The 18,819-nt window shown below is 41.1% G+C and carries 17 protein-coding genes and 1 tRNA gene; 3 read left to right on the top strand and 15 right to left on the bottom strand.

The window, feature by feature from the left end; all coding sequences use genetic code 11:
* The first annotated feature begins 119 nt into the window (after window positions 1-119).
* A complete protein-coding gene (locus HMPREF9969_RS11430) occupies window positions 120-524 on the top strand; it encodes an OsmC family protein (RefSeq protein WP_009751935.1) in 405 nt (134 codons plus the stop codon).
* Window positions 525-685: 161 nt separating this feature from the next.
* Here HMPREF9969_RS11430 and HMPREF9969_RS11435 read toward each other — a convergent pair whose 3' ends face one another.
* The 6 genes from HMPREF9969_RS11435 to HMPREF9969_RS11460 form a co-directional block, all read right to left on the bottom strand.
* Window positions 686-1,570 (bottom strand): ThiF family adenylyltransferase, encoded by an 885-nt coding sequence (locus HMPREF9969_RS11435; RefSeq protein WP_009751931.1) that lies wholly within the window; start codon window positions 1,568-1,570, stop codon window positions 686-688.
* 50 nt (window positions 1,571-1,620) lie between these two features.
* Window positions 1,621-2,490 (bottom strand): S1 RNA-binding domain-containing protein, encoded by an 870-nt coding sequence (locus HMPREF9969_RS11440; RefSeq protein ID WP_009751933.1) that lies wholly within the window; start codon window positions 2,488-2,490, stop codon window positions 1,621-1,623.
* Between the two features lie 129 nt (window positions 2,491-2,619).
* On the bottom strand, window positions 2,620-3,003 hold the full coding sequence (locus tag HMPREF9969_RS11445; RefSeq protein WP_009751928.1) for a GxxExxY protein: 384 nt from the start codon (window positions 3,001-3,003) through the stop codon (window positions 2,620-2,622).
* Between the two features lie 96 nt (window positions 3,004-3,099).
* Window positions 3,100-3,774, bottom strand: coding sequence for an ABC transporter ATP-binding protein (locus tag HMPREF9969_RS11450; protein ID WP_009751934.1), 675 nt, complete (start codon window positions 3,772-3,774; stop codon window positions 3,100-3,102).
* Between the two features lie 57 nt (window positions 3,775-3,831).
* A complete protein-coding gene (locus HMPREF9969_RS11455; RefSeq protein ID WP_009751936.1) occupies window positions 3,832-5,949 on the bottom strand; it encodes a cation:proton antiporter in 2,118 nt (705 codons plus the stop codon).
* A 496-nt stretch (window positions 5,950-6,445) separates the two neighbouring features.
* The gene (locus HMPREF9969_RS11460; protein WP_009751926.1) at window positions 6,446-7,546 is read right to left on the bottom strand and encodes a YhcG family protein; all 1,101 of its coding nucleotides are present in this window, start codon (window positions 7,544-7,546) and stop codon (window positions 6,446-6,448) included.
* Between the two features lie 234 nt (window positions 7,547-7,780).
* On the opposite strand from HMPREF9969_RS11460, the gene HMPREF9969_RS11465 reads away from it, so the two are divergent.
* Window positions 7,781-8,794, top strand: a complete 1,014-nt coding sequence (locus HMPREF9969_RS11465; protein ID WP_036895734.1) for an aspartate-semialdehyde dehydrogenase — start codon at window positions 7,781-7,783, stop codon at window positions 8,792-8,794.
* A gap of 327 nt (window positions 8,795-9,121) precedes the next feature.
* Here the strand turns inward: HMPREF9969_RS11465 and HMPREF9969_RS11470 are convergent, their stop codons facing one another.
* Complete coding sequence (locus HMPREF9969_RS11470; protein WP_009751938.1) at window positions 9,122-9,406, bottom strand: putative quinol monooxygenase; 285 nt, start codon at window positions 9,404-9,406, stop codon at window positions 9,122-9,124.
* 28 nt (window positions 9,407-9,434) lie between these two features.
* Window positions 9,435-9,845 carry an FMN-binding protein gene (locus tag HMPREF9969_RS11475; protein ID WP_004382329.1) on the bottom strand — a complete coding sequence of 137 codons (411 nt, stop codon included), beginning with the start codon at window positions 9,843-9,845 and terminating at the stop codon, window positions 9,435-9,437.
* 379 nt (window positions 9,846-10,224) lie between these two features.
* Here HMPREF9969_RS11475 and HMPREF9969_RS11480 point away from each other — a divergent pair, with 379 nt between their 5' ends.
* A complete protein-coding gene (locus tag HMPREF9969_RS11480) occupies window positions 10,225-10,644 on the top strand; it encodes an HU family DNA-binding protein (RefSeq protein WP_009436001.1) in 420 nt (139 codons plus the stop codon).
* A gap of 101 nt (window positions 10,645-10,745) precedes the next feature.
* On the opposite strand, the gene HMPREF9969_RS11485 is transcribed toward HMPREF9969_RS11480, so the two are convergent.
* From HMPREF9969_RS11485 to HMPREF9969_RS11515, 7 genes are all read right to left on the bottom strand, one after another.
* Window positions 10,746-10,827 (bottom strand) — tRNA-Leu (locus tag HMPREF9969_RS11485).
* A 417-nt stretch (window positions 10,828-11,244) separates the two neighbouring features.
* A complete protein-coding gene (locus tag HMPREF9969_RS11490; RefSeq protein WP_009751927.1) occupies window positions 11,245-12,267 on the bottom strand; it encodes a S41 family peptidase in 1,023 nt (340 codons plus the stop codon).
* Window positions 12,264-13,106 carry a DUF3316 domain-containing protein gene (locus tag HMPREF9969_RS11495; protein WP_009751937.1) on the bottom strand — a complete coding sequence of 281 codons (843 nt, stop codon included), beginning with the start codon at window positions 13,104-13,106 and terminating at the stop codon, window positions 12,264-12,266. Before HMPREF9969_RS11495 ends, HMPREF9969_RS11490 begins: the two co-directional genes overlap by 4 nt.
* Window positions 13,107-13,177: 71 nt before the next feature.
* Complete coding sequence (locus HMPREF9969_RS11500) at window positions 13,178-15,910, bottom strand: DNA gyrase/topoisomerase IV subunit A (protein WP_009751930.1); 2,733 nt, start codon at window positions 15,908-15,910, stop codon at window positions 13,178-13,180.
* Between the two features lie 256 nt (window positions 15,911-16,166).
* The gene (locus tag HMPREF9969_RS11505; protein ID WP_009751932.1) at window positions 16,167-17,033 is read right to left on the bottom strand and encodes a hypothetical protein; all 867 of its coding nucleotides are present in this window, start codon (window positions 17,031-17,033) and stop codon (window positions 16,167-16,169) included.
* Window positions 17,034-17,519: a Panacea domain-containing protein gene (locus tag HMPREF9969_RS11510; protein ID WP_009436000.1), complete on the bottom strand. Its 486-nt coding sequence runs from the start codon at window positions 17,517-17,519 to the stop codon at window positions 17,034-17,036. It abuts the gene before it with no gap.
* Between the two features lie 651 nt (window positions 17,520-18,170).
* On the bottom strand, window positions 18,171-18,629 hold the full coding sequence (locus HMPREF9969_RS11515) for an HU family DNA-binding protein (protein WP_009751929.1): 459 nt from the start codon (window positions 18,627-18,629) through the stop codon (window positions 18,171-18,173).
* Between the last annotated feature and the right edge of the window lie 190 nt (window positions 18,630-18,819).

The following is an 18,819-nucleotide window of genomic DNA, read 5'->3' on the forward strand; positions in this document are numbered from 1 at the left end:
TGTCTTTAAAATCAGTTCTTTAGCGATTACTAATTTACAAAGAAAATTCGACAAACTGTTATTTTTCTATCTATTTATTTGGGTGGGAAACTTTAGTTACTAATTTAAAAGATACAATTATGACAGTTACAAAAGCAATTTATCAAGGGAAAGGGCGAGTTGAAGCAACACACGTTAGGTCTGCTGTAACCATAAATACTGATGCTGGTAAGGCTGTAGGAGGATTGGGTGAAAATCAAAATCCTGTTGAGTTATTGGGCAATGCACTGGCTGCATGTGCGCTGACGATGATGGGATTGCAAGCAGAACGGGGTGGCGAAGATTTTTCTGGTTGCTATGCTGAGATTGGTCAGATAGAAGAAGATATGGAGACTTTCGCTGTTTCACGTATTCCAATCACCTTTCATCTGAAAGCTTCATTTGACGAGAAGCAACGTAAGAAGTTTGAGCATATCGCTCTAAAGACTTGCTTTGTAGGTAATACGCTAACTGCAAAGAAAGACTTCACATTCGTTTATGAGTAATCTCATGGTATAATTTGACATAAAACACAACAAAAACAAAGAGCATTTGGAGATTGTAACATCACCAAATGCTCTTTTATTTTCTTAAGTAGTCTTAGGATTATGTCTTTCTAACGATGACAGAAAAACTTATACCCCTTAATATATACAATATAAATACATTACTTTTCTGCAGCAGCCTTCTCTGCTTTGAGCCGTTTATGCTCTTCCAACATCTTTGCTGCACGCTCACGAGCGATTCGAGCAGGCTCACTTGTAGCCTCATCTTCAGGGCGGATGCGCATAGTGTGGGCAAGATTGACAAGATCTTTCACAGCTTCTCCACCAGCAATTAGCCCCGCAGTGGCTGGAACCCACGCATTAGAACTTGGGATAGTATGGCGGTCGGTGCACTTACGCATATCTTTATCTGGGCAGATGCAGTGGAAACGACAAGAAATTTCGGGTTGCTCTATACTCTCAAGTGGTTCCTCTGGACTGTACACCACCTTCAGGTGCTTTATCTTAGTCTTACGAAGTTTCTTGCGAATCACCTTCGCCAGTGGGTCGTTGATAGTCTTGAATATGTCAGTCACACGAAACTGCGTGGCATCGAGCTTATAAGCAGCACCCATGCAAGAGAGCAATGGGATATTCAACTCATGACAACGATAGATGAGATCGAGCTTAGCTGTTACTGTATCAATGCAATCAATGACATAATCATAATGTGAGAAGTCGAATTGATCGGCATTGTCGGGTAAATAGAAGGTCTGATATTTCCGAACAATACAACGAGGATTGATGGAGTGAATACGCTCTTCTGCTACATCTACTTTATGTTTTCCCACTGTTCGAGTGGTGGCAAGAAGTTGACGATTGACATTTGTCAGACAAACACGGTCGTCATCAATAACATCAATAGCACCCACGCCACTGCGTGCTAATACTTCTACAACATAGCCACCGACGCCTCCAACACCAAAAACAGCCACGCGACTACCATTTAAGGTGTCGATGGCAGGCTTACCAAGAAGAAGTTGGGTTCTTGAAAATTGATTCTGCATTGTATTTTATTATCCTTTATTTGGTCTGCAAAAAAAGCGAGTTAGAAGAATCATTGCTCGCCGACTAAGCGTATAGCCAATGGTTCAACGGTGATGAGTCGGCGCTTGTAAAGGTCGCCAATAGCTCGCTTATAGACTTTCTTCGACACCTGGAAACGTCGCTTGATATCTTCTGCCTCACTCTTATCACCAAGGTCGCAGATGCCATTATGCTCACGGAGATACTGAAGGAGCACCTCAGCAAAGTCTTCTGCATGCTGCTGCCCTGTGGGTTGAAGCGTACAATCAATCTTTCCATCGGGGCGAACAGTGGATATGTAACCTTTCAATCGGTCGCCAGTATGAACATATTGGAACACCTGATCCTCATAGATAAGTCCAGGATACTGGTTATCAACAATCACCTTAAAGCCAAGATCAGTCTTCTGCCATACGAGAAGATCAACCTCCTGCCCATGCTTATAATCACGTGGTCGACGTTCGTCAAGATAATGTTCCACTTTGGCAGACGCCACAAGGCGATAACTATCCTCGTCCAAATGGATATGCACAATATATGAATTGCCCATTACCATGCGCTTTTTCTGTTCACGGAACGGACAGAAGAGGTCTTTCATCACACCCCACGAAAGGAATGCACCATACTCATTGACCCACGAACACTCCAAGTAGGCAAAGTCGCCCACCTGCGCCAGAGGTTCTTCGGTCGTAGCAATAGGGCGTTCCTCTTGGTCAAGATAGACAAACACTTCAATATCATCACCGATCTCTGTACCTTCTGGTACATACTTCTGAGGCATGAGAATCTCACCTTCTGGTCCTCCATCGAGGTAAAGACCAAATGGTTCACCATTGCCTTCACGTAAGGCAACCTTTAATACCGTGAGCGTGTTATATGCTCCGAGCTTTATTTTAGACATAATGCTTTGTTTTTAGACAGAATGAACTTTAGACAGAATGACTTATTAGTTAATGACAAAGAAAGAATGAAATAGACAGAATGACTAAAGACATATTTTTTAATGACATATTAGTTAATGACATATTCTTTAAATATGCGGAGTATAAACTCTATACTTGCGTTTAATTTCTAATCTCTCTGCAGCTCCAAAGTTAATAAGTAGTCCATTGTCTTTCTTTGCTATGGTAAGATAGTTTACTAGCTGAATCTCGTGTGCAGGTAGCAAATGAGCAACAGCCTTTAACTCTATAATAACGCTTCCTTCTACTATTATATCTGCTCTGAAATTGCCTATCACATGTCCTTTATATTGCACAGGCAACTCTACTTCATCCTCTACTTTGAGTCCAGCTTCTCCGAGTTCTAACAACAAAGCCTTCTTATATACACACTCTATATACCCAGCTACCAAATGGCTCCGAACCTCGTAGGCGGTGTTTATAATTAGTTTTATCAACTGCTCTGTACCCATCGTATCTCTGTTTAATGAAGATTTAACAGTGCCTTATTCCTTTCACCTCAGAAATATCCCATTAAAGAAATATGTCATTAAAAAATATGTCTTTAGTCATTCTGTCTCTTGACAAATGTCATTCTGTATCATGCCATCTTTAAGATGTATTGTTCTATCTGTTATATGTGCGAGCCCTTCATCATGTGTAACAATGACGAAAGTCTGACCGAACTTATCGCGGAGATCGAAGAAGAGTTGATGCAACTCTTGTTTGTTCTTTGTGTCCAAACTACCTGAAGGCTCATCGGCAAGGATGACAGCTGGATTGTTTACCAATGCTCGAGCCACTGCCACACGCTGCTTCTCACCGCCTGATAGTTCGTTGGGCTTATGACTTGCACGATCGCTTAACCCCATAAACGCTAATAATTCCTCTGCGCGCTGACGTGCTTCCTTCGTCTTTCTGCCTGCAATATAGGCAGGAATCATGATGTTCTCAAGGGCTGTGAACTCTGGTAAGAGCTGATGAAACTGGAAGACAAAGCCAAGGTGTTGGTTACGGAAGTCGCTCAACTTTCCTGTCGAAAGACTACCAACGTCAATGCCATCGACAATGATAGAACCACTATCAGGTTTATCCAGTGTTCCGATTATCTGCAATAAGGTAGTCTTACCAGCACCTGATGGTCCGACAATGCTCACCACTTCTCCTTTATTAATATGCAAGTCGATACCCTTCAACACCTGAAGTGAACCGAAACTCTTGGTTATGTTCTTAATATCTATCATATTCTATCCTTTTATTGGGGTTATTGGGCTTATTAGCCATATTAGCCTAATCCCCTCCTACACCTTATTATGAATCCACTCTCTCACAGCCTCGTAAGCACTACGTTCCTCCGTGTGTTGTGGTTGAGCGAACGTCATATCGTCCATACGATTGCCATACTGATCAGGGAAAATTATCATCAGCGTCTTACCCTTGAAGTAGCGATTCACCTCTTCTGGTAATCGTTCCATCGCACTCTTATAAGAAATTGTACCCTTACGAGCTGTGACGATCACAAATAGCTGATCAGCTTTCACACGTGTTGCCAAATCTGGAAGTTCTTTCCAATGATACATCTCTTCGTACTCGGCACGCACACTAGGGAATCTATTACGAATGAACTCTGTTATGAGTTGCAAACTCTCGCGGCGACCATGGAATACGATTCGGCACTCCAAATTACCTGCCATACGTGCTAATCGCTCTAACCAACGATAGAAACCAGGCTCAAACTCTGCACGAGAAGGCACTGCAACTTGTATTCTTCTTATCGTATTCAGGGGTTGGGTAATACGAGTAATGATAATTTGTCGGCTCAATCCATTATACAAACTACGTGTGAACTCCCCCCAAAAGTTCTTATTTATATCCTTATGGAAGTGCAACCCCATAAGTATCTCAGATGCCTGAAACTCTTTAAAGGCATGTTTAATACCATTGGCAATATTCGCCGCTATGCGCACCTGAGTTGTCATTGGTACATCTGAAGAACTAGCTAACTGATGAATCTGTTCCAACAAACGCCGCCCCTCCGCTTGATTATGCCGCATATTTACATCATCATACACTACATTTAGGGCGACAAGCTCCTTCTTTAGTCGTGGATTACGCATCATTATAGCCATAGAGACCAAACTCTCCGCATATTCAGGATACTTCACAGGAATAAGAATCTTCTCGTCGTTAAGCGTCTTCACCATCTCTGGTTCCTCTTTCTCTTGTAAACGAATGCGCTGAGCAGCCCACTCTGTAACCAATGTTGATATGATACAGGTGAAGAGTATCATAATCACAATACCATTCAACACCTCATCTCCAAAGAGGTAAACTCCAGGAGAAATCTCCAAGCGACGCCCCACCATCACCATGGCAATAGCACCTGCGGCGTGCGCACTCGTAAGACCGAACATCATGTGTCCCGACATCTTCGACATCTTAAAGAGTCTTGCGGCAATATATGCCGCCACTGCCTTACCCAATGTTCCAAAGACAACAAGGCAAAAGACCACCCATAAGATGTTGGTGCCTGAGAAGAGTAAACGAACATTGATCAACATTCCCACACCAATTAGGAAGTAAGGAATGAACAGCGCATTACCCGTAAACTCTATGCGATTCATCAATGGAGAAACCTTCGGAACATATCTATTTAATATCAAACCAGACAAGAATGCACCAAAGATGCCCTCTAAGCCTACAGCATCAGATAAAGAAGCCGAAAGGAATACAACCGCTAAGATGAAGATAAACTGCATAACAGCATCAGAATAACGGCGCAAGAACCAACGAGCAAGACGGGGTATAAAGAAGATTAGTCCAGCACAATAAACAACAAACTTCACAACGAAGAACAACCAGAAGCCAACTCCCCCACCGCCATGATAGCTATTGACGATTGATGCCATCACGATCAAAGCAATGAAGAGTGCCATCATGGAAGAACCAACACTCAACGTCGAACTTGTGTGCCGTGTCAGTCCATATCTTCCCACAATCGGATAGGCTATCAGCGTGTTCGACGCCATAATAGCAGCGAGTAACAATGCGGCTAATGGCGTATAACTCAACAAGCTAACACCCATCAGATAAGTCATAATAAACGGACAAAGGAAGGTTAACAGTCCGAAGATCATCACCCGATTACGATTCTTCTTCAGTCCCTCCATATCCATCTCAAGCCCCGCTAAGAACATGATATAATACAAGCCAACACGCCCGAATAACTCGAATGAAGCATCACGCTCCAATATATTCAGCCCGTATTTACCAACGATAACTCCTGCCAACACCATACCAATGATATGAGGTATGCGCAATCGTCCCATGATGATAGGTGAAATAAGTATCATCAAAAGCACTACAAAGAATATCAGTGTCGGGTCAGCTATAGGAAAATACTGTGATAAATGCAACATGAATGTCTATTAACTTGTTGCTTGCAAAGTTACTAAAAAAGTTTGGCAACATTCCATCTTTGCATATATTCATAGGTTATATAAGCCAAAAATTAAGTCTGTAGGTCGTGTTCAGCAGACTTATATACGCTCTCCACATTCTTTTCATACACCTCGCACATTATTTATACGCTGAATCTGTATTTGCGGAATGCCTATCTTTTCTTATTATCTAAGCGTGATAAAGTTTTATCAGACTTAGATAACTAATTATCACGCTTAGATAATTAATTGTCACACTTAGATAATACTATTACTTACGCCTCAAAACAATACAGAACACCGAAGAAACAAAAAGAAAAGCAGCGGAAAAGAAATGCTAAACATATACATTTCGATTCCCCTGCTTGTGCTTTACAATAGGTAAAGGTACTTCCAACTATTAAACAGGTATATTGCTTCAAGGGATGAAACCCATTTTATATCCTTTATATATATGCCAGAGCGTAAATTATCACTACTTATTTTGCCCTTTAAATTGTAAGTAAAACTGCGCTTTCTGTGCTTCTATCTCTGCCTTCAGTTCCTCTTGTGTGGGTAGATAAAGCTTATACTTTGTTGCAAAAAGTTGTTTACTATCGTGGAGTATGGAGTATCGTGCAATGTCTTCATCCGTGTCCGAACATAAAAGAATACCTATGGTCGGGTTATCGCCATCCGTCCGCTTGAGCTCATCAAACATCCTGACATACATATCCATCTGCCCCACATCCTGGTGCGTAACCTTTGATGTCTTTAGATCCATCAATACGAAGCACTTTAGGAAGTAGTTATAAAAGACCAAGTCGATGTAATAATCCTCCTTCTCCGTATGGATATGTTGCTGGCGCCCAACGAATGCGTAGCCTTTTCCTAACTCCATGATGAACTTCTGGAGATTACTGATAATACTGCTCTCGAGGTCTGTTTCCGTAAAAGAAGTATTCGGTGTGAATCCTAAGAACTCTGCAACAACAGGGCTTTTAATGAATTCCAACTTCTCAACAAGTGGACTGCTTTTTTCCAGCATCTCCTCTCTTATCAGCTCCTTATGATGAGATTGCAATAGACGATAGTAGTATTGGCTACTCACGTTACGCTGGAGTGTCCTAACGCTCCATCCCTCTGTAACTGCTTCCTGCTCATACCATGCCCTTGCCTCATCGTCTCGAACCTGCAACAATACGCTATAATGCGTCCAAGTGAGACGAATGGAAGATTTTCCAGTCACCGACTGGAGAATGTCATGCCGAGCCGATTTTCCAGTCGACAACTGGAATATGTCTGGGTAAAGTTGATTAAAGAGTATGTAGTTATAAAGGTTACTCTTAGAGAAACCCTTACCATATTTCTGTACAAGCAGACCGCTTAACTCTTGTATAACTCGCTTGCCATAATCAGCACGGGAATACTTTAATAGCTCCTCATTCAGCCTCTTCCCTAACAGCCAATTACGCTTCAGTAGGGCGATATTCACGGCATGATACGCCTCATGTTGCGCCTCATCGATGATTAAGCAACTCTCTTCAAACAAATGCTCTTTGCTTGGAAGTTCGGGTTCTTGTGTAGTATTATTCATTGTTATAATTGTTTAGATTGTTCAACTCAAGCCTTCTTACTTCTCTTCTTCTTAAGTGTTTTTAGTTATAGATGTACTCTATTAAATCCGAGGTCAAAGTTACAAAAGAAGTTGAATATAGGCAAATATAACCCACCAAAGGCTAAAAGAAAGACAGATTGTAGCTTGTATTACAAGAAAAATAGTACTTTTGCAAGTACAAGTGATTAATTGAAAACAATAAAAACAAAGTATATGAAAGTAGCAATTGTGGGTGCTAGCGGTGCAGTTGGGCAGGAGTTCCTACGCATCTTAGCGGAAAGGAATTTCCCAATGGACGACCTTGTACTCTTTGGTTCAACGCGTTCTGCAGGCAAGAAGTACGTTTTTAAGGGTAAAGAATATGAAGTAAAACTACTCCAGCATAACGACGATTTCAAGGATGTAGACATTGCTTTCACCAGCGCAGGCGGTGGTACTTCAGCCGAGTTTGCCGATACGATCACCCGATACGGTGCTGTGATGATTGATAACTCCAGCCAGTTCCGTCAGGATGCAGATGTTCCTTTGGTTGTTCCAGAGATCAACCCGGAGGACGCCCTCATACGTCCTCGTGGCATTATAGCCAACCCTAACTGTACAACGATTATGATGGTTGTTGTCTTAAACCCTATCGATAAGCTCAGTCATATCAAGAAGGTGCACGTCAGTAGTTACCAGAGTGCATCGGGTGCGGGCGCTGCTGCCATGCAAGAACTGCAACAGCAATACAAGGAACTGGTTGAGACTGGTGAGGTAAAGACCATTGAGAAGTTTCCACACCAGCTCGCTTACAATGTCATTCCACAAATAGATAAGATGACAGAGAACGATTATACGAAGGAAGAAATGAAAATGTTTAATGAGACGCGTAAGATAATGCACTCCGATGTACGCACTTCTGCGACCTGTGTTCGCGTCTCTTCCCTCCGCAGCCATTCGGAGGCTGTATGGTTCGAGACCGAACGCCCGCTATCTGTTGAGGAGATTCGTGAGGCATTGAAGGCGGCTCCTGGCGTAACACTCGTTGATGATCCGCAGCATTATGTGTACCCAATGCCACTTGAGAGTGCTGGTAAGGACGATGTCTATGTAGGTCGTATTCGTAAAGATCTAGCCGATGACAACGGTAACACGCTATGGCTTACTGGCGATCAGATACGTAAGGGTGCGGCATTGAATGCAGTGCAGATTGCAGAGTATCTGATTAAGGTGGGGGATGTGAAGTAAGGGTAGAGACTATAAAAAAGCCTCACCCCCGCCCCCTCTCCGAATGGAGAGGGGAGTGATTAGTAAGACTTGCTTAGAGGAAAGGATACCCATAAATCAAGCATTGAAAACATTTGCTTATAAGGTTAGGAACGTATAGATAAAATAAAAGAGTTCATTTGCATGATAGCAAATGAACTCTTTTACTTTTATAATAGACGTACGATACCTCCCAAAGGAACAATCTCTATTCTATCGAAAGAACGCAAGATTTAGTACTATCTACTCCCCTCTCCATTACTTCCCTTCGGTCAGTGACCGTTGGTTCGGAGAGGGGGTGAGGCTTTTTTAACGCTCGAACTGTTCTATACTCAAGCCTCCTTCCGTCAGCTTCTCAATCTCTGGAACAATGCGAGTGAAGTGCTCTGAATGGGCATGACGGGCTAAGCAAGCCTTATTCTCCCATGTTTCACAAAACATGAAAACACCCGGTTGGGTTGCACTCTCAAATAGATCGTAACCCTTGTTGCCCTCATCTTTTCGAGAGATTTCCACTAATTCGTCTGCAAGAGCCTTCACTTGAGCTGTCGTAACACCCTCTTTTACCTTGAAAAAAGCGTTTAATCTGATCATAATTTCTACTTATTTAGTCGATAAAACTTTACTTATTCTTCTTGTAATAAGCCACTGCAGCAGCCACATTAGCCTTTATTGCACGTGAAGAGAATGTAGCACCTGTTGCACCATCAACCTGCTCTGCCTTTGCAGCCTTAGCCACTTTCATTCCTTCAAACTTAGGAAGTAGGTTCTGCTTCACCGTGTTGAAGTATCGAGGTGACTCATGATTTGCCAATGGAACAACCTTTACAACCTTGTTATTCTTGATATAAACCTCCACAGGAGTAGCCCCCTTAAATCCCTTCACATTTGGAGTTAGGGTCGTGGTGTTCACTACGTATGTTCCATCTGCTTGTTTATACATCACCTTTCCCTGCTGGACTGCAGCAAAAGCAACGCTACCTGTAATTGCTAAAGCTATGAAGGTAGCTGAAAGAAACTTCTTATTCAACATTATCTTTACCTTTATTTATTGTTATTAGTGTGCTTGCAAATATACGAAAAACTATGTTTCTAACACGCTGTTTTTACTTTTTTAATTCATTCAACAGATTTATCTATCTTCAAATTAACCATAACTTATAGAACAGAAGGGGGCTAACAATAAGGGAAGAGATGATGCCGTATATAAAAAAATAATCTATTTTTTCTTGCAGAAGGTGCCCTTTTTTATTATATTTGCAGCTGACTTGGAAGAAAGGTCGGGGCTTTATTGAAAGATTGAAGAAGCTCTCCCCTTTGCAGGCCACCATTGGAAGCAACGTAGCTCAGCCTATTGATAGATTCCAATTGAAGTTGTTTAACCAATAGAGTAACTAGATAAATATAATATTATGTCAATTCAAATCAGATTAGAACAGAGTAAGTTTAAAGATAAAAAGGGTGCTGGGCATTGGTATGCACGAACAGTTAGTGCTGGCGAAGTGTCCACTGAAGAGTTAGCTGATGCTATTCAGGAGAGCACATCTTTTACTCGTGGTGACGTTCGAGGGCTTGTTGTAGCCCTTATAGATGAGATCTCTTATCGTCTTCGCCAGGGTGAAACGGTTGTTCTTGATGGCTTAGGTCGTTTTCATCTCAGCGTAGAGAGTGAACCTGTAGAGAATCGAGAAGACTTCAATCTTAAGCGTAATATCAAGGGTATAAAGTGCAAGTTTGTTCCTTCTGGTGCTCGTGACGGTAGGAAGGGGAAGAAGATTCAAGACATGGCATCTGGTGCTCGTGTTGTGTGGGCTGATGTTGATGATGAGTAATGAGGGCGATTACTAATAGGTCAAACCATGAGGTTTCAATGTTGACATGTATATATAGAATAAAAAAGAGCTAATCATCAATGATGCTTAGCTCTTTTTTGTGCGCCTAACAGGACTCGAACCTGCACAACGTAAGTTACTAGATCCTAAGTCTAGCGCGTCTACCAATTCCGCCACAGGCGCATAACGAGTGCAAAGATACATAATGTTTTGGATATAACCAAATGTTTATGAATTTCTTTTCTAATCGTTTTATAATAAAGAACTAATATGTATCCTTGCTTCATTGTGACTGTTGTTTATGTTATATTATAGTTGTTTCGCAACTATAATGTCTGTGTATGAGAAGGTTATGTAGCTGCGAAGTCAATTCTAAATACGTTTTACTTGGAGATGACGAAAAACGTTTTTCCTGTCATTTCTGTCATCTTTTTAGAATAAATAAGATGGTCATAATTAGATAATTAATGCAAATGTTAAATGTGATAGCAACCCCAATTAAAAATAACACTAGTGTTTGGCGGTTTTAAGATGGGCATTATCCTTTTATAAAACCAACCCTTCAAGCTCTTCTTTCTGGAGATTGAAGGGTTGGTTCTATTACTTTGCAAGGAGTTTACGAGCAAACTCGATAATCGTATCCTTGCCTTTGATGAGGTCCGATTCTGTGATGTCTACCCTGTGATCAGGGTCAATACCAAATTCTGTCATTTGCTTATCTCGATCATACATGGGGCATGCGGAGAAACGAACCGACCATCCATTGGGTAGTTCGGAAGAGAAGGGTAAACCTGCTCCGCCACCTGTTTTATCACCAACGATGTGAACGTTTGGGCAACACTTCATATACTTCACGAACTCGTTGGCAGCAGAGAATACACTACGATTAGTCAATACAACGACTGGTTTCTGCCATCGAATACCCTTTCCGGGAGTGAGGTATTCTGGTTGAAGTGATGAAAAGTCGTTATGACCGGGACCTGTTTTATGCTGGATATAACCAACAAGCTCCTCCTTATTCGTGAACCTTGCTGCCAGTTCTTCAGCATTACTTAACTGTCCACCTCCATTGTTCCTTACATCGATAATAAGCCCATTGCAAGGTTGAAGATGCAGTAGAATGTCATCTAAATTACCAGCCCCAATAGGATTTTGGAAACTCTCGCAGCGTATATAACCAATGTTGTCATCAAAGACAGTATAGTCTAATCCGCTTGCAATGAGATAATCACTCTTCAGGTATTTACGCTCCAGCGAGTCAGAATAATTCTTTGGATAGTTGTCTCTCCACGCCCAATAACGTCCGATATTAAAAGAGGTATAAAGATTGACATGCCCATCTTTGAGTTCTGAAAGCATATTCGTTAAAACTTCAAACTGCTGTTTCTCATTCATGGATGCGTCGAACTGTTTGGCATAACGTTGATGAACTTCTTGCCAATCTATTCCCTTTTGTGAGAAAAAACAATAATGTTCATCCATGATCTTCCATAATGCTTCAAAGTTTCCACGTGGATTGTTGGCATACTCTTCATTATCAATGCAGCTCGTAACAGAGCACAACAAGAGGAGCAGAAGGAGGCTCGTTGTGATATAACTGATGGTAGATTGGATTCTTCTCATGGCAATATTTTATTGATAGAAAATGTTCTTACGATACCCAATACAAATAGATTGCTCCACGTGTGCTGGCGTAATCCGTTCATCTTAGCCTGTTGGTAATCGCCAAGATAGCCAAGACGGAGGGTGGTATGATGCAATGTAAAATCAATTGTAACCATCTGTCGGAGTGAAGGAGCATTGATGGGAGTTGTGAAAACGAGGTTGTGATCGTAATTACCTTTCGTGAATATCTCATAATAACTCTGCCCATAATTAGGTGAGAAAGCTAATCCAATGAGTGGTATTTGTAATTCATAACGGAGACAGAAAGGCTTGTTCCAAAGGTGAAAACGATAATCAGCTGTAACATTAGGAGCGATGTTTAGTTGTCCATAAGATTGTGCTGGATTATTGGCATTACTTGTGTTATAAAGGAAACCAAGCCTTGTGTCAATTCCTCCACCAGCTTTCAAGCGTAAGTCTCCATTGCCGATAGTCCATTTATTGATGACATATTGCCAGTTATATTGGAAGTTGTAATAGCCTCCTAATTCGTTATTATTGTCTCGTCGATTGTGTGCATAGAGTAATTGAGCTTGATGTATCAGTTCTCGTGACCCCCTGCTACCATTCTCACGCACTGTATGTGAGATGTATCTAAGCTCTGTTCCGTTGTATTTCTCTTGTGATAAGTAAGTGTCAAGGACGTTAGCTGTACCAATACCCAACATTTGTGCATTGCTTATCACCTTATTATTATATAAGGTGTCTTGGGCTTGTAAGGTTGCTGAAGAGAGTAAGAGAAACGTTATAAAGAAGTTTGTTTTACGTAAAAAAAGAGTCTTTAGTTTCATAGGCATAAGTTCCGTTAATGAGAAAATCCCACCTATAGAAACATTCACATCAAGTCTCTATAAGTGGGAATATCATGTTATTCATCTGTAAACAAGTTGAGTTGCCCAGTTATCTCATCAATCACTTGTTGTTGAGATTTACCTGCATCAGGGTCGAGATTCTCCTCTATTGGAGTTGTTGTAGGCTCTTCTTGAGTATTATCTCCATTATCTCCCTCATCGTTATTATCCTTCTTCTCTTCTTCTGGGAAGCGTGTTGGCTCAAGTTCCTCAATCTTATCTACTTTCCAAGTGGTAAGTCGTTTACCCTTAGCTTTGAATCCTTTGACACCAACAAATTGCTCTGCATCAAACTCTTCAGTACCTCTTGATGCATCCACCCCGCCGTAGGTCACTTGAATGCGAGGGTAAGCAACGTCCGTCAAGAGTACCATTTGTGAGTTAGGATTATCTCCAATGAAATTCTGATGACGCTTTGTTGCCTCCATTTGGAAGCGTTTTAGGTAAGGATAACCTTGATTGTCTGCATCATAGATAACGGCAGTCCATGGTTTATCTGCAATGAATTTCTCTATGCGAAGGATGTTATCTTCGTAGTGATTGCTTGCATCGAAGTTTGTAATATAGAACTCCCCATTCTTCAAGACGACGAGTATATTGTCTTGATCAGCGAACTCCCCGAGGAAACGACCATGCTCTTCGTAATTGATTCGGTTGATATCTGGATCAAACCAAACCTTTCGTCCGCCCAGTGTTGAGTGTCCGTGACTCTTCAATGAGATACGATGAACGTTCTTCTTTGTGAGTAGCTTGCCCTTAGCCGTACGTCCTTTGATAAGCACAGAAGCAAAGTCATACTCAACAAAGATGTTTTGTTTTGGCTTGTTAGGGTTCGGATCGAGGGTTATCTTTATCAGTTCGGCCTCGCCATTAGGGTTAGCTGTGAAGTAGAAGATCCTTGATCCATCTGTACCAGAGGTTAAGTCATACTCTTTGTCACGTGTAATGGAGGTGACATTAAAGCGTTTAATATAGTAAGGACCAGTCTTTCCATCACGATAAACAACGTTATAGATGGTGCGTTTATCATTCTTCTTGAATACCTGAAGATGTATAACTCCTTTACCCACAAACACCTTGTCGGCAATACGAATTACCTTATACTTACCATCGCGATAGAAGATAATGACGTCATCAAGGTCTGAACAGTTTTGAACAAACTCTGCCTTCTTAAGTCCAGTACCAATGAATCCAGCCTTACTATCTATGTATAACTTCTCGTTAGCATCAACTACTTTCGCTGCAACGATGGTATCGAAGCTCTTTATCTCGGTGTGGCGAGGGTGATCCTTACCATATTTCTCCTTCAAATGAGTGAACCATTCGATGGTAACACGCACCATCTCGCTAAGATCCTTATCTATTTCTGCAATCTCAGCCTTTATCTTCTGAATGAGTTCGTCAGCCTTATCTTTATTAAATTTCAGTATTCGCTGCATCTTAATCTCCAGTAGGCGGAGGATGTCCTCACGGGTTACTTCGCGAATAAAGGTCTTCTTATAAGGTTCTAATTTAGCATCAACAAAGGCTACAACTTCGTCTAAGTTCTTTGCTGTCTCAAACTTCCTCTCCTTATAAATACGCTCTTCAATGAAGATACGTTCCAATGAGTTATAGAAGAGTTGTTCCTCTAGTTCGTGTTTGCGAATCTCCAACTCCATCTTCAACAACGCCTTTGTATGTTCTACGGAATTGCGAAGAACATCGGAGATAGTCAAGAACTTAGGTTTATTGTCTTCAATGACACAACAATTAGGAGATATGTTTATCTCGCAATCAGTGAAGGCATAAAGGGCGTCAATGGTCTTGTCACTGGATGTGCCAGGGGTGAGGTGGAGTTGAATCTCAACTTCAGAGGCGGTCATATCCTCCACTTTGCGAACCTTAATCTTACCTTTCTCTACTGCTTTTGTGATAGACTCTTGAAGAGAATTAGCCGTCTTGGTGAAAGGAACCTCACGTATGACGAGGGTCTTGTTATCAAGTTTCTCTATTTTGGCACGCACCTTTAATACACCACCACGCTGTCCGTCATTATACTTCGCAGCGTCAATACTTCCGCCAGTAGGGAAGTCTGGATAGAGATGAAAGTCCTCATTCCGTAAGTATTGCACTGCTGCTTCACAGATATCATTGAGGTTGTGAGGAAGAATCTTTGATGATAAACCAACGGCGATACCCTCCGCTCCTTGTGCAAGAAGTAATGGGAACTTTACAGGAAGTGTGATAGGCTCTTTGTTACGACCATCGTATGAGAGTTGCCATTCGGTTGTCTTAGGATTAAAAACAGTTTCCAAGGCAAACTTGGATAGGCGAGCTTCAATGTAACGAGGCGCAGCTGCACGGTCACCAGTAAGTATATTGCCCCAATTCCCTTGTGTGTCAATGAGCAAATCCTTCTGTCCTAACTGCACCAAAGCGTCTCCGATGGATGCATCGCCGTGTGGATGGAATTGCATGGTATGCCCCACAATGTTTGCAACCTTATTGTATCGTCCATCATCCATGCGCTTCATCGAATGGAGAATACGGCGTTGAACAGGTTTTAAACCATCTTCGATATGCGGAACGGCACGTTCAAGGATTACATAACTGGCGTAATCTAAAAACCAATTCTTATACATACCAGAGAGGTGATGCACTGCAGCAGCGTCAAACCTGTCGGCAGGCTTGTAGTCAGAATGAGTTTCCTTTCCTTGCACCTCATCGGCAGGAGCAAGCTCGTCCATGTCTTTTATTTCGTCATCCATATTGTCGTTGTTGTTGTGTAGCTAAGACATCCCTAGCTTCGTGTGACTGCAAATGTACGAAAAAAAAAGATATTAACATCCTATTTAAACGATTTATTCCCGCTTGAGGACATAGTAGCTGCTTTAAAAGACATAGAAAGTAGACAAGTCAACGAGCAGACAAGTAAACAAGTTGCTTGCGAAGAGAGACAGGGTAACATGGAAGGTCGACAAGTCAACGAGTTTATCTTTTTAAACAAACAACTCGTCCACTCATCTACTCATCTCCATAACCCTTAAGCAAGTTTTTAAACAACATTCTTCTATTAAATAAGTCCTCTATACCTTGGAAAAGAAACTGACATTGCCAATCGAATTCAGGTTTATTAGCTGATAAACTTGCATCAGACTTAAATCCAAGACGCACTCTATAATACTGAACCAACTGTCCATCAGCTTCTTTGTCAGCTGCAAACAAATATACATATTGACAACCTACGTATTTGTGCATCTGCTCAAGAGTATCCACTACCTTTAACCAAAATAATGTTTCTCCCATCTTTATCTCCTTTGGGAGACCTAATGACTTCCAATACTCTTTTCCTGCTTCGTTAGTTCCAAACAATTTCAATTCTACAGCAGGAAAAGAATTGCGTACTTTAGTGACAGCTTCCGTATGCTCAAGTTCTTCATCTTTATTCCAACTATTCTTCTTATCATATAAGTACTTCATTTCATCAGGTGTCATACCTTTTTCCATGGCTCTCTTCATAGCCTCTATAAGCTGACTTCTTTCTTCTTCAGAACTATATTGTTTTCTTTCAAGTCTATAGTAGGCTTTTATAGCCTCGTAGCCAATATGCATTTTCTCAGGTTGAGCAACCTGAAATAATTCACCACATCTTAAGGAGAAAAAGATTAAAGGAATATTGGTTGGAGACATCACAACGAAAGAAGAAAGATGACCTTTCTTATCATCTTCTAAACGGATTTTAGAGGTAAAACAGTCCTTGATATGTTTCTGCTCTTGCCCATCAATAATGGGACCAGTCATAGAGCGCAAAACACTCTCATCTATTTCTCGTGCTCTTCTTATCTCAAGGTCATCAATTAAGGCTAATGCTTTTTCTATTAGTATAGACATTTAGTTATTTTTCTTGATTTGAGGTAATATTTCGTCAAAATAGAATCTACGCATTTTTATACGTTCTGCATCATTTCTAATATCATCAAGATTCATTGGAACATTGCAACGGTCGTCTGGTCCATAACCTTCACGAGCATTCTGCCAAGAACTTTCTCCATGTGCAAGAATACTCAAAGACCATGAATCCTTAGACGCATAATTCTGAAAAACAAAATTAAGCGACTCTTGGTAAGGCGCCAACTCTGCTTCTGTTGGCATTTCATTGAGTGCCTTAGATTTGTATTTGTCACGAACCTTTACAATTACAGGTCCATACTTCCATGCCTCAAACTGTTCTTTGAACATCTGCTGACCTGTACGAATAATAGATTCGCGCTGAGAAAAATACAGAAGTTTATGAAGTTTCATTTGATCTATCTCCATATTCTTCTCATCTTTATATCTTTTGTAGATATAAGAAGCTACTTTTATTACGTCAATCATAAGAATCTATTATTGGATTTACTTCTTTTTATAATTTTCTAATCTGCGTATTAAGATTTTAAGTGATTTCCACCACAAAAGTACTAAAACTAAACTATAAAAGCAAGACTTTAGATTAAAACCTTCTTCTTGTGAACATCTTTTTCTCTTTTTGTAACATAAAGATAGCAAAACCATGTATTTTACAAATTGGATGAGGCATTCTTGAAAGTAGACAAGTCAACGAGTGGACAAATAAACAAGTTGTTTGTATCAGAGACAAAGTAACTTTAAGTTTCTTCCTGCAAACTTAGAGTTACTATGTCTCCTCAAATCATGTCATTGAAAAATTATGTCTCTATGGCATTATGTCTAAAAACTCTGTTACTATAACCTTGTGTTCGTATGTTACTATGTCTTTATCCGTGTCCTTCTGTCTTATAAAGAAAAGCCTCACCCCGTCTGGGGGTGAGGCCGTACCACGAGAGCGAGAGAACCAAATTAATACACTAGTTTTGAAAGACATTAATTTCACAATTAATATAATCGAATTGTCTTATTACAGAACGTTTGAGACCCTGAATCTATCTTAAATGCTCCCGTGGCACATATCCTAACTAGCCCCCGTAGGTACATCTCCTCCTGCGGAGGGGCTTGGGGAGGCTTTCTTTCCTAACCTGCTACAGGTCCATTCTCTTCTTTATTCTCCTTCTTCTCTGGTTCTTTCGCTGGCTCTTTCTTCCTAGCAGGATTATCCACTGACACCTCCACAGCATTTGCAGCCTCACGCATCCTATTCTTAGGAGTAAAGACAATCTTTGGTTTCTTCAGTGTGGCAGCCGTTACATCTTTCTGATTGTCCATCATCTTTGGAGGAAAGTAAATGCGAAGCGAACCGAGGTCACCGAGGTCAATACTGGCACCCATCTTCAACGAGCGGCACGCCATCTTGCCCAGCGTGATAAGCGTGTTCATCACGTCACCGCGCGAGAGCGATGTCTCGTCCATAATCATGTCGCAAAGCGCGTCAAGCGTCATGTGTTGGTTACTCTTAGGCACAGCGTAGTACACCGTCTGCCCCTTCTTCTTCCCGATGGTTTGTTTCTTTGATTTTACTTCAAATTCTACCATAGCATTATACTTTTAAATGGTTGATAATCATGTTATTAAAACTCTTTTTTTATTGGTATTCAATACTTCGTTTCAAAGGTGTTTAAGACTCTTCATCAAGGGTGTTTAACACTGTTGACCAAGGGTGTTAAACACCCTTGACCGTAGGTGTTAAACACCTTTGAGATTCGTTCTATTTCGACCGCCTTTC

Source organism: Prevotella sp. oral taxon 306 str. F0472 (genome assembly GCF_000257925.1).
Taxonomy (GTDB): Bacteria; Bacteroidota; Bacteroidia; order Bacteroidales; family Bacteroidaceae; genus Prevotella; species Prevotella vespertina.

What these genes read in the sequence shown, in the direction of transcription:
- HMPREF9969_RS11445 (WP_009751928.1), bottom strand. Translation starts at nt 3,003, where the DNA reads ATGGGTACAGAGCAGTTGATAAAACTAATTATAAACACCGCCTACGAG.
- HMPREF9969_RS11455 (WP_009751936.1), bottom strand. Translation starts at nt 5,949, where the DNA reads ATGTTGCATTTATCACAGTATTTTCCTATAGCTGACCCGACACTGATA.
- HMPREF9969_RS11500 (WP_009751930.1), bottom strand. Translation starts at nt 15,910, where the DNA reads ATGGATGACGAAATAAAAGACATGGACGAGCTTGCTCCTGCCGATGAG.
- HMPREF9969_RS11495 (WP_009751937.1), bottom strand. Translation starts at nt 13,106, where the DNA reads ATGCCTATGAAACTAAAGACTCTTTTTTTACGTAAAACAAACTTCTTT.
- HMPREF9969_RS11470 (WP_009751938.1), bottom strand. Translation starts at nt 9,406, where the DNA reads ATGATCAGATTAAACGCTTTTTTCAAGGTAAAAGAGGGTGTTACGACA.
- HMPREF9969_RS11490 (WP_009751927.1), bottom strand. Translation starts at nt 12,267, where the DNA reads ATGAGAAGAATCCAATCTACCATCAGTTATATCACAACGAGCCTCCTT.
- HMPREF9969_RS11480 (WP_009436001.1), top strand. Translation starts at nt 10,225, where the DNA reads ATGTCAATTCAAATCAGATTAGAACAGAGTAAGTTTAAAGATAAAAAG.
- HMPREF9969_RS11450 (WP_009751934.1), bottom strand. Translation starts at nt 3,774, where the DNA reads ATGATAGATATTAAGAACATAACCAAGAGTTTCGGTTCACTTCAGGTG.
- HMPREF9969_RS11465 (WP_036895734.1), top strand. Translation starts at nt 7,781, where the DNA reads ATGAAAGTAGCAATTGTGGGTGCTAGCGGTGCAGTTGGGCAGGAGTTC.
- HMPREF9969_RS11505 (WP_009751932.1), bottom strand. Translation starts at nt 17,033, where the DNA reads ATGTCTATACTAATAGAAAAAGCATTAGCCTTAATTGATGACCTTGAG.
- HMPREF9969_RS11475 (WP_004382329.1), bottom strand. Translation starts at nt 9,845, where the DNA reads ATGTTGAATAAGAAGTTTCTTTCAGCTACCTTCATAGCTTTAGCAATT.
- HMPREF9969_RS11515 (WP_009751929.1), bottom strand. Translation starts at nt 18,629, where the DNA reads ATGGTAGAATTTGAAGTAAAATCAAAGAAACAAACCATCGGGAAGAAG.
- HMPREF9969_RS11430 (WP_009751935.1), top strand. Translation starts at nt 120, where the DNA reads ATGACAGTTACAAAAGCAATTTATCAAGGGAAAGGGCGAGTTGAAGCA.
- HMPREF9969_RS11440 (WP_009751933.1), bottom strand. Translation starts at nt 2,490, where the DNA reads ATGTCTAAAATAAAGCTCGGAGCATATAACACGCTCACGGTATTAAAG.
- HMPREF9969_RS11435 (WP_009751931.1), bottom strand. Translation starts at nt 1,570, where the DNA reads ATGCAGAATCAATTTTCAAGAACCCAACTTCTTCTTGGTAAGCCTGCC.
- HMPREF9969_RS11460 (WP_009751926.1), bottom strand. Translation starts at nt 7,546, where the DNA reads ATGAATAATACTACACAAGAACCCGAACTTCCAAGCAAAGAGCATTTG.
- HMPREF9969_RS11510 (WP_009436000.1), bottom strand. Translation starts at nt 17,519, where the DNA reads ATGATTGACGTAATAAAAGTAGCTTCTTATATCTACAAAAGATATAAA.